The sequence below is a fragment of the Rhizobium sp. 3T7 genome, assembly GCF_020166565.1.
In the GTDB taxonomy this organism is placed as follows: Bacteria; Pseudomonadota; Alphaproteobacteria; order Rhizobiales; family Rhizobiaceae; genus Rhizobium.
In genome coordinates, this window is record NZ_JAIQXS010000006.1 from 136,195 (window position 1) to 153,637 (window position 17,443).

At 60.3% G+C, this 17,443-nt stretch carries 16 protein-coding genes, 1 tRNA gene and 1 pseudogene; 8 read left to right on the plus strand and 10 right to left on the minus strand.

Annotated elements, in window-relative coordinates:
* Positions 1 to 30: 30 nt before the first annotated feature.
* Complete coding sequence (gene trxA, locus K9B32_RS11380) at positions 31 to 996, minus strand: thioredoxin (RefSeq protein ID WP_224561979.1); 966 nt, start codon at positions 994 to 996, stop codon at positions 31 to 33.
* A 53-nt stretch (positions 997 to 1,049) separates the two neighbouring features.
* Complete coding sequence (locus K9B32_RS11385; RefSeq protein ID WP_224561981.1) at positions 1,050 to 1,559, minus strand: prolyl-tRNA synthetase associated domain-containing protein; 510 nt, start codon at positions 1,557 to 1,559, stop codon at positions 1,050 to 1,052.
* Positions 1,560 to 1,813: 254 nt separating this feature from the next.
* Between K9B32_RS11385 and K9B32_RS11390 the strand changes: the two genes are divergently transcribed.
* A tRNA-Gly gene (locus K9B32_RS11390) sits at positions 1,814 to 1,888 on the plus strand.
* A 44-nt stretch (positions 1,889 to 1,932) separates the two neighbouring features.
* Here K9B32_RS11390 and K9B32_RS11395 read toward each other — a convergent pair.
* The 8 genes and pseudogenes from K9B32_RS11395 to K9B32_RS11430 all read right to left on the minus strand — a co-directional run.
* Positions 1,933 to 2,468: pseudogene (locus K9B32_RS11395) on the minus strand (integrase core domain-containing protein); the annotation flags it as partial.
* A gap of 69 nt (positions 2,469 to 2,537) precedes the next feature.
* Entirely contained in the window at positions 2,538 to 2,720 is a 183-nt protein-coding gene (locus tag K9B32_RS11400; protein WP_224561983.1) for a hypothetical protein, read from the minus strand.
* Between the two features lie 118 nt (positions 2,721 to 2,838).
* A complete protein-coding gene (locus K9B32_RS11405) occupies positions 2,839 to 3,888 on the minus strand; it encodes an Ldh family oxidoreductase (protein WP_224561984.1) in 1,050 nt (349 codons plus the stop codon).
* A gap of 33 nt (positions 3,889 to 3,921) precedes the next feature.
* Complete coding sequence (locus tag K9B32_RS11410) at positions 3,922 to 4,887, minus strand: hydroxyacid dehydrogenase (protein ID WP_224561986.1); 966 nt, start codon at positions 4,885 to 4,887, stop codon at positions 3,922 to 3,924.
* A gap of 77 nt (positions 4,888 to 4,964) precedes the next feature.
* Positions 4,965 to 5,954, minus strand: coding sequence for a 4-hydroxythreonine-4-phosphate dehydrogenase PdxA (gene pdxA, locus K9B32_RS11415; RefSeq protein ID WP_224562264.1), 990 nt, complete (start codon positions 5,952 to 5,954; stop codon positions 4,965 to 4,967).
* A gap of 33 nt (positions 5,955 to 5,987) precedes the next feature.
* Positions 5,988 to 7,121 (minus strand): iron-containing alcohol dehydrogenase, encoded by a 1,134-nt coding sequence (locus tag K9B32_RS11420; RefSeq protein ID WP_224561987.1) that lies wholly within the window; start codon positions 7,119 to 7,121, stop codon positions 5,988 to 5,990.
* A 348-nt stretch (positions 7,122 to 7,469) separates the two neighbouring features.
* Positions 7,470 to 8,657, minus strand: coding sequence for a sialidase family protein (locus tag K9B32_RS11425; RefSeq protein WP_224561988.1), 1,188 nt, complete (start codon positions 8,655 to 8,657; stop codon positions 7,470 to 7,472).
* Positions 8,658 to 8,668: 11 nt separating this feature from the next.
* Positions 8,669 to 9,574 carry a dihydrodipicolinate synthase family protein gene (locus tag K9B32_RS11430; RefSeq protein ID WP_224561989.1) on the minus strand — a complete coding sequence of 302 codons (906 nt, stop codon included), beginning with the start codon at positions 9,572 to 9,574 and terminating at the stop codon, positions 8,669 to 8,671.
* 306 nt (positions 9,575 to 9,880) lie between these two features.
* Here K9B32_RS11430 and K9B32_RS11435 point away from each other — a divergent pair, with 306 nt between their 5' ends.
* The 7 genes from K9B32_RS11435 to K9B32_RS11465 all read left to right on the plus strand — a co-directional run bounded on the left by K9B32_RS11435 (position 9,881) and on the right by K9B32_RS11465 (position 17,436).
* A complete protein-coding gene (locus K9B32_RS11435) occupies positions 9,881 to 11,530 on the plus strand; it encodes an ABC transporter substrate-binding protein (RefSeq protein ID WP_224561990.1) in 1,650 nt (549 codons plus the stop codon).
* A gap of 140 nt (positions 11,531 to 11,670) precedes the next feature.
* Positions 11,671 to 12,627 carry an ABC transporter permease gene (locus K9B32_RS11440; RefSeq protein ID WP_224561991.1) on the plus strand — a complete coding sequence of 319 codons (957 nt, stop codon included), beginning with the start codon at positions 11,671 to 11,673 and terminating at the stop codon, positions 12,625 to 12,627.
* Between the two features lie 2 nt (positions 12,628 to 12,629).
* Positions 12,630 to 13,589: an ABC transporter permease gene (locus tag K9B32_RS11445; protein WP_224561992.1), complete on the plus strand. Its 960-nt coding sequence runs from the start codon at positions 12,630 to 12,632 to the stop codon at positions 13,587 to 13,589.
* Complete coding sequence (locus K9B32_RS11450) at positions 13,589 to 14,596, plus strand: ABC transporter ATP-binding protein (RefSeq protein WP_224561993.1); 1,008 nt, start codon at positions 13,589 to 13,591, stop codon at positions 14,594 to 14,596. Before K9B32_RS11445 ends, K9B32_RS11450 begins: the two co-directional genes overlap by 1 nt.
* Complete coding sequence (locus tag K9B32_RS11455; RefSeq protein WP_224561995.1) at positions 14,596 to 15,588, plus strand: ABC transporter ATP-binding protein; 993 nt, start codon at positions 14,596 to 14,598, stop codon at positions 15,586 to 15,588. Before K9B32_RS11450 ends, K9B32_RS11455 begins: the two co-directional genes overlap by 1 nt.
* Positions 15,585 to 16,646 (plus strand): four-carbon acid sugar kinase family protein, encoded by a 1,062-nt coding sequence (locus tag K9B32_RS11460; protein WP_224561997.1) that lies wholly within the window; start codon positions 15,585 to 15,587, stop codon positions 16,644 to 16,646. Before K9B32_RS11455 ends, K9B32_RS11460 begins: the two co-directional genes overlap by 4 nt.
* 25 nt (positions 16,647 to 16,671) lie before the next feature.
* Positions 16,672 to 17,436: a FadR/GntR family transcriptional regulator gene (locus K9B32_RS11465; RefSeq protein WP_224562000.1), complete on the plus strand. Its 765-nt coding sequence runs from the start codon at positions 16,672 to 16,674 to the stop codon at positions 17,434 to 17,436.
* Positions 17,437 to 17,443 lie beyond the last annotated feature (7 nt).

Here is a 17,443-nt window from a genome sequence, read left to right on the forward strand (position 1 = left end):
AGGGCGGCGGATCGAAACTTGAAGTCCGAATTATGAAAACAGCATGGCGGAGAGCTTGCGCCGCGCCGAGACCGTAACAGGATCCTTGAAGCCCCAGACATCAAAGAACTGCAGCAGCTGACGGCGTGCGCCATCGTCGTCGAAAGCCCGGTCCTTGCGCATGATGTAAAGCAGATGCTCTGCCGATTCTTCGCGCCGCCCCTCGACGTTGCGGATCTTGGCAAGTTTCAGCCGGGCTTCGTGATCGTCCGGATTTCGCGCCAAATCCTGCTCCAAAGCAACTGGATCACCGAGCTTGCGCGCTTCCTCAATCTGATCGAGCTTCTTCGACACGGCCTGGATTGCCGGGTCCTTCGCCATTTCCTCCGGCAATTCTGTCAGCGCCTCGCGCGCACGCTCATGCTGGTTTGCGGCAATCATGCATTCCGCCATTCCCGCCAACGCCTTGGCATTCTCCGGATCGGCCTGCATGACGGCGCCGTAGAGCTGGGCGGCGCCGTTGATGTCGCCGGATGCCAACAGCTCGTCAGCCTCCTTGAGGACACCTTCGATTTCGGCCGCCTGGTCGGCGCCGGCCGGACCGGCGATACGATCGATGAACTGATTGATCTGGCTCTCCGGCACAGCACCCATGAAGCCATCGGCAGGGCGACCGCCGACGAAGGCGATCACGGCCGGAATCGACTGGATGCCGAGCTGCCCGGCGATCGAGGGGTGGTCGTCGATGTTCATCTTGACCAGCTTGACGCGGCCTTGCGCTTCATTGACGACCTTTTCGAGCACTGGGGTCAGCTGCTTGCAGGGCCCACACCAAGGTGCCCAGAAATCGACGAGAACCGGCTGGTTGCGTGATTCCTCGATGACATCCTTTGTAAAATTCGCGGTCGTCGTATCCTTGACGTAACCGCCCGCACCGGGGGCTGGGGCCGCTGCATAATTTGCAGTTGCCGTCATCTGACCAATGGAATTGCTGTAAGGATTGTCGTTGCCGCTCATGGATATCTCCCGCCGTGCCGGTCAGCCGGCTTTTCTAGCGCTAAAATCGTATGTCAGGACGTCACTTTCAAGACAAGCGGCTTATGCCCCGTCGCTTCCATAAAGCGAATAAGATCGCTGCTTGCGATCGATGTCGTGGCATCATTGGACAGCGGATGGCAATTGATGATCGCGTCTTCCATCAGATCTGCATCAAGAACGAACGTTACGTTTCCGCCCGTATCATTGATCGCCCCAAAAGCCGTGACAGCCCCGGGGACGACACCAAGATACTCCATCAGCTTTTCCGGCTTTCCGAACGAGACCTTGCTGGCGGCGCCGATCAGCGTATGCACTGTTTTCAGATCAACCGCCGCGTTCTCCTCCACCGTCAGCAGGAAGAACTGATCCTTCTTGTCTTTGACGAAGAGATTTTTCGTGTGGCCGCCAGGAATCTCGTCACGCAGCGCGACCGATTCGGCAACCGTGAAGACGGGTGCATGGTTTTTGGTGCTGTGCTTGATATCCAGACCATCGAGAAAGGCAAAAAGGTCATCTCTGGTCTTCGGCGTCGTGTCGGTCATCGTAAAATCCATGCGGTCGGGAGGAGCGATAGGGTGCCTGATTACGTCCCGCCACCGTCTTTTGCAACGCCCGGAGGTGACGCTTTACCCTGCATTTGCGGCGCTTCCGATGACTTCAAACGAGGTTCGAGAATTTTTCTTCGAATTTCCGTCATTTCCCTGTTGCATTTAAAAATCGTTTGGGCGATATAGCGCCCGTCGCCGCAAGGTGGCGCCCACGGTCCTCACAACTACCCCGGACCGATGCGGATTGAGCGGGTGTAGCTCAGGGGTAGAGCACAACCTTGCCAAGGTTGGGGTCGAGGGTTCAAATCCCTTCGCCCGCTCCAGTTTTTCAAATGTCCAGCCCGGAGACCTAGGTAACAAAACGTACCTAACACATGGGTGACAACCTCGTGCCGAACGGGTTGTCGATGGTTTGCAAGGTCTCTGCTCCAGGTCGATATATCCCAGATCATAGTGCATGAAGCTGACGAGCCAAATACCGTCGTCGACCTCCTTGATTCCCAGTTTCTGTCCGGCCAGCACGGTCGAGATATTGATCTTCTTGCGGTAGATGCAGATGCGGCCGCAATGGGTCACCAGTGCGTCACGGTCGTGGAAGGGGTAGTCGATCTCCGGCAGGCCCTGATAGGGGCGCGACGAAGCGACGTAGAGCTCTGCCGGCACCTTCATGTTGAGCGCCTCGTGCGGCCGCTCGGTATTGAATTCCCTGACGAACGCGTCGAAGCGGGCCTGCTGCTGGAGGATATTTCTGCCAGGTGGCCTGGTCGCCTCTTTCTTGAGCGTCAGGTGCAGGCGCTCATGCCGGCCATTTTCTTGCGGATGGCCCGGCCGGATGCGCTCCAGCGCGATGCCGAGCCGCAGCCACCAGACCGACAGCTTCGACAGATTGTAGAGACACTGCGGCTCGATGAGATCGCCGGGCAACAAGAAACCGACGATCGGCGGCGCCAAATGTCGGTTTTCGGAATATGGTCAGCGGGAATAATTGCGAGACGACGTCCAGGCCTTCTCCGCGGCTTCCTTGATGGGAACATGGCCGCGGCTATCCCCACGCTCCCCATTGTCGCGTTCAGCTTCCGCTTGCCGCTCGGCGATGTAGGGCGTCAGCATTTGCTCCAAATGAGCTGCGGTCAGGCTTACTGCAAAGCTTCTCATATCATCCCTCTAAGTGTTTAAACTTTGTAAACACTTACCGCCTCGCGGCGCCCATCGAAACGGTTCGATCGAACTCTCCACGTGCTTTTGTTCAGGACAAGGAGGAACCATGCCGGAGCTAGGGCATAGCAACCCCGAGTCGCTCGGCATGGGGCGCCAGAGACGCCAAGATGTTAGGGTGCAGCACCACTCCATCTACAAGGGCGCCACGCTTGCGCGCCAGGCCGTTCTCTCCCGGCAGCCGAACTCGCGTAACTCCGGGCCGCGGCGGATTGCTGCGGCAGGCATCGGCGAGCCAGCCGGTCTGCCGCAGAAAGGCATCTCGGCCACCAAAGGCGTCCGGATCGAAAACCTGAACCGTGACGGCCGCGTTCGTACCCTTGAGGTCATCCACACGGCCAAGACCAGCAAGACCCTGCGTGAAGGCTTCGACATGAAGTGCCATGCCATAGCCCTTCTGTCCATGATCAAGCCCTCCGACCGGCAGTAGTGTGCCGCCGCGTTCGATCACCCGCGGATCGCGACTCGCCTCGCCGTTTTCATCCATCAGCCACTCGTGCTCATACTGTCGGCCTTCGCGGACCAACCGCTGCGCCATGTTGACCGTCGTGATCGAAGCGCTGATGTCGATCAGGATCGGATCGGCGGGCGTCGGAATGCCATGGGCGACCGGGTTGGGCGTATAGACGCCTTTTCTTCCCCCGAAGGGCGCGACCTGTGCACCGGATGGGCTGGAGCTTGCAATGCTGACCATATAGCCGCGATCGGTTGCAATGGTGAGATAGGCGGCAAGGCAACCGATATGATGGCTGTCGGCAATTGCGATCGTCGCTGTGCCATAGGTGACGGCGCGCTCGCAGGCGAGCTTGACCGCCTCGGATGTCAGCCATGCACCGGGAAGGCGGCGCCCACACCAGGCGACGGCTGGGCCGCGATCGGACAGGATATCCGGCGCGCCCTCGCGCTTCATCACGCCATCGGCAATGCTTTGCAGGTACCAGCCGGCCAATGCCAGGCCATGCGTCGTGTGCCCCATCAGATCGGCTTCGACGAGATAGTGGGCAACGGCGGCCGCCTTTTCCTCCTCAAGCCCGGCAGCGGCAAACAGCGCCTGCGCGAATTGGCGCAACGTATCCGGTGCGTAGCGGGTATCGGGTGTCTCGCCCATATTCATCTCCATAATGTCCCGCCACCAAACCGGTCAGCGCGCCAGAAAGCGGGGGTCAAGCGTCCTGCCATCGAGCGCCGCAAGTACGTTCTCGGCCGACATGATCGAAACGGCGCATTTCGCGTCGAGCGTGACGCCAGCAACATGCGGGGTCACCAGCGTGTTCGACAGCTGAAATAACGGATTGTCGATGCCGGGCGGCTCGAGGGCGAAACTGTCCAAACCGGCACCGCCGAGATGCCCATGTTCAAGAGCCGCGATCAATGCCTTCTCGTCGACGACTTCGCCACGCGCCGTGTTGATCAGGAACGCGCCCTGCTTCATCAGCCCGATGCGGCGGGCATTGATCAGGTTCTGCGTCTCCGACGTCAACGGGCAGTGCAGGCTGACTATGTCAGAGTTTGCAAGAAGCGTATCCAGATCGGTTTCGCGGCTGACGCCATCTTGAAAGGCGCTGTCGGGCGTATGCGGATCGAAGGCCGAGACGATCATGCCGATGGCGCCAGCTATCCTGGCAACCGTCTGGCCGATAAAGCCGAAACCGACAAGACCGAGCCGCTGGCCGCGCAACTCGCGCCCTTTGTACTGGTTCTTGTCCCAGATGCCGTCGCGGATCAGCGCGTCCTGACGCGGCAGATCCTTGACCAGCGCCATGATCAGCGCGAGCGCGTGCTCGGCGACCGAGTGCCCATTGCTGCCTGTCGTCACAGACACCGGAATGCCGAGCGCTGTGGCCGCGTTCACGTCGATGTCGTTTGTTCCGACACCGTGCTTGGCGATATGCCGGAGCCTGCCGCCCACCTGCATTTCCTCCGGCCCGAGAAGATCGGCGAGCAGACGCACGATGACTGCATCCGGCTTGTGGGCCCTCATTATTGCGATGACGGCTTGCCGGTCGATATAGGGTGGCGTGGCAATGACATTTGCCCCGGCATCTTCCAGAAGCGCACGACCTTCCGGCGCCAGTTCGCCGCCGAGAACGACAATAGTCTTTTCCATCGCTCATCTCCTCCAAAGAGCAAAGCGGCAGGCGACGCAACACTGCGCCGTCGACAATCCAGAGCGCTTTCCGGGCGTTACGCCGCCTGTCGGCGTGGGGAGCGCGCCATCAGCCGCGCATAAGCAATGGCCGAGAGCATGTTCACATGGTTGGCCTTGCCCGTGCCGGCGATGTCGAAAGCCGTGCCGTGGTCGACAGACACACGGTCGATCGGCAAGCCGAGCGAGACGTTGACGGCCGTATCGAAGGCGATGAGCTTGATCGGGATGTGGCCCTGGTCGTGATACTGCGCGATCACCAGATCGAAAGCCCCATTGTAGGCTCGGGCAAACACGGTGTCGGCCGAGATTGGCCCCACGACATCGATGCCCTTTGCCTGCGCCAGCTCGACGGCGGGCACCAGGAATTCGATATCCTCGGTGCCGAACAGACCGTTCTCGCCGCAGTGCGGATTGAGACCGGCAACCGCGATACGCGCCTTCTTGCCAAGACGCATGAAATGATTGTGACCCGCCTCGATCGTTGCCAGCACGCGCTCGGTCTTGGCGCGCTCGATCGCCCCCTTGAGCGAAATGTGTGTAGAGACGTGGATGGTGTTCAGCCGCTCCGAAGCGAGCAGCATGAATGAGCTTTTCGAACCGGTAAGGTGCGCCAGAAGGCCGGTGTGACCGTCATAGTGATGACCGGCAAGGTTCATCGCTTCCTTGTTGATCGGCGCGGTGACGATGACATCGGCATTGCCTGACATCGCAAGATCGACGGCGCGGCTGATGTATCGCACGGAAGCATCGCCCGCGACCGGGCTGATCTTGCCGATCTCAGGCAGCGGCGCGCCAAGCTCCACCTCGTCGACGGCAATCTTTCCCGCACCAGATGCATCCGCCGGCGCAAAGGAAAGACCTGCCGCTGCGCTACGGTTGGCGCGCTCGAGTGCTTCCGTATTGCCGACGATGACGAAATCCCGCCTCTCCTGCTCCGCCATCGTGGCAAGCGCCTTGACGATCACCTCGGGGCCGACGCCGGCCGGATCGCCGAGCGTTACGGCGACTTTCGCATTCCTGTCCATCACTCACGGTCCTCTTTGAATGGAAAGCCTGCCTCAAAAGGCGGCTTCGTAGATCGAGCGGATATCTGCGCGCGAAAGATCACGCGGATTGTTGTCGAGCAGGCGACGGATGGCAAAGGCATCGTCGGCCATCGCATCCAGATCGTTTGCCGGTACGCCGAGGCCGGAGAGCTTCATTTCAATCCCGAGTTCGGCGCAGAAGGAATAAGCGGCGTCAAAGACGGACTCGACACTGTCGGAGGTCTTTTGGCCAAGCGCCTCCATAATGGCACGCGTTTTCTCGGAAACCGCCGGGGTGTTGAACGCTAGAACATGCGGAAAGATCAGGGCGTTTGCCGCACCATGCGCCACATGCCAGCGCGTACCGAGCGGGTATGCAAGCGCGTGACCGCCGGCCGTATTGACCGGGCCAAGACAGAAGCCGCCATAGAGCGAGGCTAGCGACAGGCCTGCACGCGCCTCTGCGTCGGATCCGTCCTTGACGGCGCGGGCCAAATATTTTCCGACCAACCGTGTACCCTCGATCGCGTAGAGGTCGATCATCGGATGCGCCTTGCGATTGGTGAAGGCTTCAACGCAATGCGCCATGGCATCGACACCCGTCGCCGCGGTCGTGCGTGCGGGCACGCTGAAAGTCAACGCCGGGTCGACAACAGCGATATCGGCCAACATATGCATGCTCTCGACAGCAAGCTTGGCCATCGTCTTCGGATCGGTGACGAGGGCTCGGATGCCCGCCTCGCTGCCGGTGCCCGACGTCGTCGGCACCTGCGCCAGCGCAACGCGTCGCGGCCCTCTGACCTTGTTCGGCCCGACAACCTCGTGCAGCGTCTGCGGCGAGCTGGCGAGCACGGCGGCAAGCTTGGCAAGATCCATGGCGCTGCCGCCGCCGAAACCGACGACGAGCTGCGCATCTGCCGCATTCGCCACCGCCAGCACTTTGTCGAGATTGGTGATATCCGGCTCGGGTGTCACATCAGCAAACACCGTGACTTCACCCTTGAGCGCCAGCGCATCGACACGCGTCGCATTGAAGGCGTCGGAAATGACAAGAACCCTGATATAGCCTTTCTCGCTCGCCCACTTGCCGAGCCGCTCCGCCGTGCCGACGCCGAACTCGATCAAATGCGGCCGGACGATTGTTATCGGCGAGTCCAAGCTGACCACTGGATCACTCCTCCCTGCAAATGCCGCGACGCCCCGCGCCACAAAGATGTAAATTTGTTATACAATGCCATCGCATTTGGCAAGCGAGGACATCACAGGAGCGGGAAGAAATTGCGATTCGCCTTGTCGTTGCGTGCGCAACGCAAAATCAAAATTCCGGTTATTACACTGATACAAATGATAAAATGGCAAACACCCCTTTCTAGCGGCGTTGAGTTCGGACTGGCTCTGAATCGCTAGGCAAGTGATATGAAGTTGTCAAAACAGATGCGCAATCCGACGCGGCTGGCTTTTCTGTGAAGCCGCGTCGGATCGATGAATGCTCACAACTGACAACCTGTGAAGGCGTCACGCAATCGCGTCAGCCGAAAGCCGGACATATTTTATGGCTCGGCGGTAATAGGTATAGGCAACGTGCACGGCCCCATCGGCCCCCTCGACGATCGAAGGGTAGGAAAACTCGCGGTTGACGGAGTCCTTCGAGTTGTTGCTGAGGCAATATCCATCTCCGGTGTCGAGGTCGATGCGGCGGGGGAAGCTGGCGCCGCCGTCGCGGGAGAAAGCGAGGCTGAGTGGTGCACGAGGCACGCCCCAGACAGCCTTGCGGCGCTCGACCGTCGGTTTTGGCGCGACCTTGGTCTCCTCATCGCCTTCGATCTCGTCGTACAGCGATTGACGCCGGGCATCCGACGTCAAGGCATTGGAATGGTTGTAAACCATTGCGATCATGCCGTTTTCTAGCTTTGTCGCCTGAATCGACGAGTTGTTGTTCGGCAGACCGATCGGCCGAGGCGCGCTCCAATGCTCACCACCATCACTCGAGCGGCTGTACAAAACCGATTCGGCGAAGCGATTGCGATAGAAGGCCACAAGGTTGTCATCGTCTATCGGCACGATGTTCATATGGACCGCCCCAATGCTGTCCGGGACCTCGGTCATGGCCCACCTCTTGCCCTGGTCGCGCGAGATCAGCACGCCTGCCGTATCCACGTCGCCCGTCCAGCGTTCGCCCGGCAATCCGATGCAGCGAAAGACCGGCAGAAGCCAGGAGCCGGTTTTGTTGACGATGATCGGTTGGCGGACGAAGGTGCCCGGGATGTCGCAGAGAACGCGCACCACTCCGAAGGTTTTGCCGCCATCCTCAGAGATCCGACATTTGACAACAGAGCCATCCTGGTTGCCCGATGTCTGCGAGGTATAAAGCAGCCAGACGTTTCCATCTGGTGCATTGAAAATCAACGGGTTTTGCTCGGATTTCGCCGAATCGTCCGACATCTTTTCCGGTTGCGACCAGTGCGTTGCTCCCGATGCGAGGCGCGACATGTAAATCGAGATGTCGCCCATGCCCTCCATCGTGCCGCCGAACCAGACGCAGGTCAGCGTCCCATCAGGTAAAAAGGCGAGATTGGCGGCGTGGTTCTGAATGCAGGGAGAGGGAAGATATGCATCGGCGCGTCCCTTCTCGCTCGAATTCGCAACGATCTCTCCGGTCATCAGTGTCGGCACGACCTCGGGTGGCAAACCTGTAACGTTCATGATCGCGCTCCTTACGGCAGCTTGGCGTAGGCTTCGGAAAGCGCGGCGTAATCGGCGTCGCTGATCGGCATCAGTGGCGCGCGCGTGCGCCGCCACGCAGCATTGCCGGTCTTGAGGCTGACCATGGCCTTGATCGTCGGGATCTGCACATAGGAGTTGGAGAGTGTTCTGTAGGCATTGATGCGGGCTTGGGCTACTTCGACCTCGCCTGCTTGCGCCTCATCATGCACCTTGTCGTAGACGGTGCGCAGCGAATCCGCGACGAGATTGGAGGTTGCCGTGATGCAGCCCGCACCTCCGGCCTTCAATAGCGGCAACAGCAGCGGATCGGCGCCCGCCAGGACGGAGAAGCCCGGATAGGCCGCGATGATTGCCTGCATGTTGTTGAAATCTCCGGCAGATTCCTTAATTCCGACCACCGTGTCGGGGAAGGCTTCTATCAACCTACCGATCAACGGAATAGAAAGCGGAACGCCCGAGACCTGCGGGATGTGATAGAGAATGACCTGCAGCCTGGCGTCGGCGATCTTTTCCAGAACCTGCGAGTAGGCAGCAAACAGTCCATCGTCGGATACGCCCTTGTAGTAGAAGGGTGGCAGCATCACGATCTTCGTCACACCGAGTGAAAGGGCGTGCTTGGTCAGTTCGACGGTTTCCGGAATGGCGACGACACCGGTCCCGGGGAGTAGCTTGTGGGCCGGGACACCCGCCTTGAGCGCCGCCTCCAGGATTCCCCGGCGCTCGCTGGATGAGAAGGAATTCGCCTCACCAGTCGTGCCAAGCAGGGCGACGCCGTGGCACCCTTCCTGCAGCAGTCGCTGGCAGTGCTCGGTAAAGAGACCAAGGTCCGGGCTGCCATCCGCATTGAGCGGCGTCGCGGCAGCGCTGAACACGCCTGTAATCTTGTGATTGCTCATATCGTCCTCCTCGGATGAACGCCGCGAAAGAGGGCGGCGGCGGGAAACCCGACCCGCAAGATGGCACTTTCTTCATCCCTCGAAGCTTTGTTGTCAATATGACAATACCGAAAGCTTCACAGTTGAATTTTTAATATGCTGAAAACATTCACGAAAAATGTTTAGATATTTTGAATACGGACCATCATGATTAATTTTAGTTGACATATTTACATTATCGCGCAAGTGTTTGCGCCATGTCGTGACGCACTTTCGGGAAACAGAGTGAAAGTGGTGCCGTCACTGATTTTGTCATGGGAGGACACGATGACTGATCGGAATGAAGGGAATATTGCGCAGAAAGCGCAGATGTCGCGTCGCGAAGCGCTGAAGCTTGGCCTCGCCGCCGGCATCGGCCTCACAGTCTTCGGCATGAATGCACGCATCGTACTTGCCGATGATGGCCAGGTTCTGAAGGTTGCTAATCCGGCCTTCAACCAGGATTGGTCGCCACTGCGCGGCGGCGGCGTTCCGTTCCGCTGGAACTCGATCTGGTGGGCCTCGCCGATGTATTTCGACAGCGAAGGCAAGATCAAGCCTTACGTCTTCACCAGCTGGGAATCCCCCGATAACAAGGTCTGGACCTTCAAGATCGACCCCAAGGCTGTCTTCTCCGACGGCAGCAAGATCACCTCGGCCGACGTCAAGGGATCCTGGGAAGTCGCCTCCATGCCCAATACCAAGAGCCAGCGTGCAGACCAGGTGCTGAGCAGGGTTCAGGGCTATAAGGAAATCGGCGCCGGTTCCGGCAACGAATTGACGGGCGTCGCCACCCCTGATGAAGGCACGGTTATCGTCACGCTGACGGAAGCCGACCCGATCTTTTACATGCGCCTGGCCAACCACATTGTTCCGATCGCCAAGGCCGCTCAGTCGCGCGGCAGCGACGGCGAGGAAGTGGCCGACTGGTATAAGCCCGACAATAGCGCCGTTTATTCCGGCCCGTTCAAGCTCACCAGCATCGACATCGACGCCGGCAAGCTGGTGTTCGAGCCGAACGAGAATTTCTTTGGCCCGAAGCCGAAGCTCTCGCGCATTGAAATCACCTCGATCGAAGACAACGTCACCGCGACGTCGCTGATCAAGTCGGGCGAATTCAATGCCCACACCGAATTGGTAACCTCGACGATCATCCAGGACCTCGGCCCTGAGTTTTCCGCCGGTCCGCTGATCCCAACCAGCCAGCACTTCTGGTTCAACATCAGTCGCGCGCCGATGGATGATCCGAAGGTTCGTCAGGCTCTGATCATGGCGATCGATCGCGACGGTCTCTTCAAGGCTTCCTATCCGGATGGTCCACACAGGAAGGCCGATCAGATCCTGAATTCCGTGCCCGGCGCCGACAATTCCGGCTTCGAGCCCTATCCTTACGATCCCGCAGCCGCCAAGAAGCTGCTTGCGGAATCGACCTACGGTGGTCCCGAGCGCCTGCCGAAGATTCTCTTCGTCGGCATTTCCGCACCGGCAATCCAGGCAGCAGCTCAGTTCATTGCCGAGCAGTGGCGCCAGAACCTCGGCATAACGGCCGTCGACATGAAGCCGCAGCAGGACTCCTATGCCGGTCCGGACCAGAATGCGGTCCAGATCTTCCGTGATGACGTCGGCACCCGCGTTCCCGATGCCGTTTCCTATCTTGCCGGCTGCATCGCCTCGACCTCGTCGAACGCACAAAACAAGCTTGGCGGATACAAGAACGACAAGGTTGATGCGGCACTCGCCGAAGCTGCGACGAAGGCCGTTGACGATCCACAGCGCATCAAGCTCGCACAGGATGCCCAGAAGGCATTCCGCGAGGATTGGGCCTTCATTCCGTGGTACTCTCAGGCGATGTCGCGCTGGGCCACCAAGGAGGTCAAGGGCATGGACAAGAACCTCGACTGGCAGGTCGTGGCGCCCTGGGATATTTCGATCAGCTGAGCCGGCACGAATTCTGAAATAGACAGCCCTCGGGCATTTAGCAACCGCGCGAAGACCGCAAGGCCTTCGCGCAAGTTTCAAGAAGACATCGCGTGTCCGCGTTGATGCGGAACGTGTCTGCCAACCGGTGGGAGGTAACCTTGTTACGCTACGTGCTGGCCCGGTTTGCCATCTGGATTCCGTCCGTTCTGATCGTGATGCTGGCCGTCTACGCGCTGGCCTTCTACGGCGCCGGCGATCCGATTAAGTTGATCTTTCTGCGCGCGCCCGGCGATGTCGCCTATAATCCGCAGCGCATCGAAGCCATCCGCGAAAGTGCTGGTCTGAACAGGCCCTTCATCGAGCAGTTCGGCCTCTACGTCTGGAACCTGTTGCATGGCCAGTTCGGCAATTCATTGACCTCGGGCCGCTCAGTCTGGGCCATGGTTTCGGCTGCGGCCCCCGTCTCCTTCAAGTTGGCACTCTGTTCCATCATCCTGACGACGATCATTGCCATTCCGCTTGGCATGATCGCTGCGATGAACCAGAACAGCCGGCTCGACTATGCAATCCTCGGCTCGGCTCTGTTCTTGTGGGCGATCCCGGCCTACGTTGCCGGTCCACTGCTCATGGTCGGTCTCATTGTTCTCCTGCCGGGCGCCAGCGTGCCCTATGGATGGGGCGGCATCTTCGACGTGCGCATCCTGCTGCCGCTCGTCGTGCTCTCCTTCCAGCCGATCGCGCTGATCGTGCGCCAGACGCGCGCCGCCGTCATCGAGGTTCTGTCTGAGGATTTCGTCCGCACCGCCCGCGCTAAGGGCGTGCCCGAAATGGTCGTGGCGCTGCGCCATATCCTGCGTCCGGTGCTGACGCCCGTCGTGACACAACTCGGCCTGATCATGATCACGATCGTCAACGGCGCAATCTTCGTAGAACTCGTCTTCGGTCTTCCCGGCCTCGGTCGCCTGACCGTGCAGGCGCTGACCAATTCGGACTACCCCGTCATTCTGGCCATCACGCTCATCGGATCTTTCCTGGTGATGATATCGAACCTTCTCGTCGACGTTCTCTATCCACTGCTTGATCCGCGTGCCAACGATGCAAGGAGGAGCCGCTGACCATGTCCGCCATCCCTCTCTCTCCCGCCGCAACCCAGGAAGAAGCACCCGTCAGCCTTTGGCGTGACGCCTGGTATCGCCTGAAGCGCAATAAGCTCGCCGTCTTCGGCCTGGCCGTCGTCGCGATCCTCGCCTTTACCGCGATCTTCGGCCCCTACCTCACGCCCTACGACTATCTGAGCCAGGATCTCCAGGCCCGAAATGCCGTTCCGTCGCTGCAGCATCTCTTCGGCACCGACGATCTCGGCCGCGATGTGTTCAGCCGCGTCGTCTTCGGCACCCGTACGGCCTTCCTGGTCGCGGTCATCGTCACCGTCATCGCGGTTCTCATCGGCACGATCCTCGGCGCCATCGCTGGCTTCTTCGGTAATCCGTTCGACCGCGTCATCATGTGGCTCACCGACATGACCATGTCCGTGCCGAACCTGCTCCTCGTCGTCGTCATCAATGCATCATTGAAATCGCCGATCACAAAGTGGATGGAGGCGCAGTATCTGGCGACGCTCAATCCCTTCTATCGCCAGACCATCTGGGTCGATTTCATGCTGGTCTTCGGCTCGATGGCGCTGATCTCCTGGCCGCCCTATGCGCGCCTCGTTCGCGCCCAGGTACTGTCGATCCGCAGCCGGCCTTATGTCACCGCAGCCCAGGCGCTCGGCCTTTCGAACTGGATCATCATGAAGCGCTATGTCGTTCCGAATGCGCTCGGTCCGTTGATCGTTTCCGTCAGCGCCGGTCTCGGCACCGCTATGGTCCTGGAAAGTGCCTTCAGCTTCCTCGGCGTAGGCGTCAATCCACCGACCCCAAGCTGGGGCAACATGATCTCCGACGGCTTGCGTGTCTGGCAGCATTATCCGCATCTGCTGGCCGCACCGGCAGCCGTTCTCGGCCTTGCCTCTGTCGCCTTCAGCTTCCTCGGCGATGGCCTCAACGACGCACTCAATCCGCGGGGAGCCAAGTGATGAGCACCACCCGATCCAATGAAAAGCTGCTGGATGTCCGCGGCCTGACGGTCGAGATCGATGGAAGAAATGGTCCGGCGGTGGTGGTCGATGGCATCGACCTCCACGTCAATAGAGGCGAAACCCTCGGCGTCGTCGGCGAATCCGGCTGCGGCAAGAGCCTGACCATGCTGAGCCTGATGCGGCTGCTGCCGAACAAGATCAAGGTGACCAAGGGTTCTGCGAGCTTCGACGGCAATGACTTGCAGAAGATGTCGAACAAGGAACTGCGCAAGGTGCGCGGCGGCGATATCGGCTTCGTCTTCCAGGATCCGATGACCTCGCTAAACCCGGTCATGCGGATCGGCGACCAGATCTGCGAGCCACTGATCTACCATCGCAAGATGAAGAAGGCGGAGGCCCGCGCACGTGCCGTCGAACTGCTGCGTCTCGTTGGCATTCCCGGCCCGCAGGAGCGGCTGCAGGCCTATCCGCACGAACTGTCTGGCGGCATGCGGCAGCGCGTGATGATCGCCATCGGCCTTGCCTGCAATCCGAAACTGCTGATTGCCGACGAACCGACGACCGCGCTCGACGTCACCATCCAGGCGCAGATCGTCGATCTGGTAAAGGACCTGCGCGCCAAGCTCGGCATGTCGGTCGTCTGGATCACCCACGATCTGGCTTTGATTGCCGGCCTCGTCGATCGCGTTGCCGTGCTTTATGCCGGAACAGTGGTGGAAGACGCGCCGGTCGATGAACTCTACGCCCGACCGAGCCATCCCTACACGCGTGGTCTGCTAGCCTCGATTCCGAAGCTGTCGGATGCGCCGGCAAGCCGGCTCTCCTCGATCGGCGGCACGCCGCCGGAGCCGGGTCGTCGCCCGAAGGGCTGTCCGTTTGCGCCGCGCTGTCCGCTGGCGGAAGCGATTTGCCACGAGCGCGTACCGAAGCTCGAGCCGCTGGCGGGCGCCGGCAATCACCGGGCCGCCTGCTTCGTCGTCCAGAAAATGCAGGAGGCCGCGTGATGGGTGCCCAACCGCTGCTCAAGGTCGAAAACCTCGTCAAGCATTTCCACGTCAAGCTCGGCGCCTTCGGCGAGCGTGCTGCGACCGTCTATGCGCTCGACAACGTCAATCTCGACATCATGGAAGGCGAGACGCTGAGTCTCGTCGGCGAATCCGGCTGCGGCAAGTCGACGACCGGCTTTACCATCCTCAACCTTTACAAGGCGACCAGCGGCAAGGTCGTCTACAAGGGGCAGGATCTGGCGACGCTGGACGAGAAGCAGATGCGGCCGTTCCGCCGCGACCTGCAGATTGTCTTTCAGGATCCCTATTCCACGCTCAACCCGCGTATGACGATCGGTGAGGCGATCGGTGAACCGATCCTCTTCCACAAGCTCTGCACCAAGGCGGAGCTGAAGGACAGGGTCGCCTCACTCCTGACCGACGTCGGCCTGCCCACGCGTTTCGCCCAGCGCTATCCGCACGAGCTTTCCGGCGGCCAGCGCCAGCGTGTCGTCATTGCCCGCGCGCTCGCCTGCCAGCCGAAGTTCATCGTCTGCGACGAGGCAATCTCGGCGCTCGACGTCTCGATCCAAGCGCAGATCATCAACCTGCTGCTCGATCTGCAGGAGAAGTATGGCCTGACCTACCTGTTCATCGCCCATGATCTGGCCGTCGTGCGCCATATCAGTACCCGTGTCGGCGTCATGTATCTCGGCCGCCTGGCGGAGCTCGCGACGCGCGAGGAGCTGTTCGATAACCCGCTGCACCCCTACACCAAGGCTCTGCTCTCCGCCGTTCCCGAAACCGATCCGGAACTGGAACGCACGCGCAAGCGCCAGATCCTGCAGGGCGACGTGCCGAGCCCGCTCAACCCGCCGAGCGGCTGTCGCTTCCATTCGCGGTGCCCAATCGCCATGGACGTGTGCAGCAAGGTCGTGCCGGAATGGAAGGAGGCCAAGCCTGGCCATCTTGTCGCCTGCCACGCTGTCAACCCAGGACAGACCGCATGACGCTAAAGGTTGCGATCATCGCTGACGATTTGACCGGCGCGCTCGACACGGGAACCCCCTTCTTCGACGCCGGACTTTCCGTCGCTGTCGCGATCGACGTCGGAGCCATATCGGAAACGCTTGCGACCGATTGCGAGGTCGTGGTGGTCAACACGGCTTCAAGAGCTCTCCCGGAGGAGGAAGCGGCAAGGAAGGTCAGCTCTGCGGCGAAGGCCCTTCTTGCCGCCTCACCTCAAATCGTTCTGAAAAAGATCGACTCCCGGCTTAAGGGGAATGTTGCGGCCGAAAGCGAAGCTTTGACTGCCGTCTTCGGTCACGAGGCAATCGTGGTGGCACCAGCCATTCCCGATCAAGAGCGTTTGACCCGCAACGGTCACGTCGTCGGTCGTGGTGTCGACAAGCCGCTGCCGATTGTCGAACTTTTCGAGGCAAATAACGGCCAAGTGCTCGTCCGCGATGCTGAAACGGACAGCGATCTCGACCGGGTGGTTGGCGCTTACGACTGGAAGAAGACCCTTGCCGTCGGCGCCCGCGGTATCGGAGCTGCACTTGCCCGCAAGATCGGCCAACCGAACAGGGCAAGCAAACCTTTCGCCGCATCGAGCCGGACTGTCTTCGCTTTCGGCTCCCGTGATCCGATCACGACCGCGCAGATGACCAAGTTGCAAGTTTCCGGCGCTTTGACGTCGACCATCGATGCGCCCATGGGAGCGCTGACGTACGAAGAACGATTTGACCTACCAATACTTTTGCGGTGCACCGGCGAAATCACTGGCGAGGCTACAGCAGTTGCCGACCGCTTCGCGAAAGGCGTAAAATCCGTCATAGAGATGATGCGCCCGGAAATGCTGGTAGTCGGCGGCGGCGATACGGCGTTGGCAGTGTTTCACGCACTCGGAATTCGAGTCCTCAGGCCACAGGGCGAAATCGAGGCGGGTATTCCCTGGTTTGACGTCGTAACGGCAGATGGCCTGCGTTTCCGATGCGCGGTGAAGTCCGGGGGCTTCGGTAGTTCTGATAGTTTGGTAAGACTGATTGCACAGAATCAGGCGGCATAAGACAATGCCGGCGGGGAGAATGAAAGTGAACGAAGCAAACGGTGTATCGGCGAATGCGCAAACGGCGCCTGCGGCTAAGCCGGAGCGCGGCAAGGCCGTCAAGCTGGTCGATCGGGTCTTCGACCAATTGCAGGAGCGTATTCGCTCGGGAAACTATCCGCCGGATTCACGCCTGCCTGGTGAGCACGAGCTTGCATCGATGCTTGGCGTCTCGCGCCCCATCGTGCGCGACGCGTTGGCACGGTTGCGCGATCAGGGGATCGTCTATGCCAGGCAAGGAGCCGGTACCTTTGTCAGCGCCCACGGCTCACCAACGGCGCAGCTTTCCTATTCGCCGGTCAAGACGATCGCCGATATCCAGCGCTGCTATGAGTTTCGCCTGACGATCGAGCCCGCGGCCGCCTACTTTGCCGCCAAGCGCCGTGACGAGGCTGCGATTCAGAAGATTGCCGCAGCGCTAGCCGATCTGCGTGAGGCGACCAGCCACCAGCTTCATCGCACCGACGCCGACTTCACGTTCCATCGTGCGGTCACGGAAGCTGCCAACAACCACTACTACACGGCCTCGATCGATGCCCTGAAGGCGCATATCGCGGTCGGCATGCACCTTCACGGCCTATCGCTCCTCGGTCCGCGTCAAGGCCTTGAGCAAGTCTATGAGGAGCACAACAAGATTTACCTCGCTATCGTCGAAGGCCGCGCGGAAGATGCGCGGGCGCTGATGAAGGCGCATCTCGAGGGGTCGCAGAGCCGCCTCTTCGAAGGCCGTGCGCTGGACCTTTCGATGTAGGCTGCGG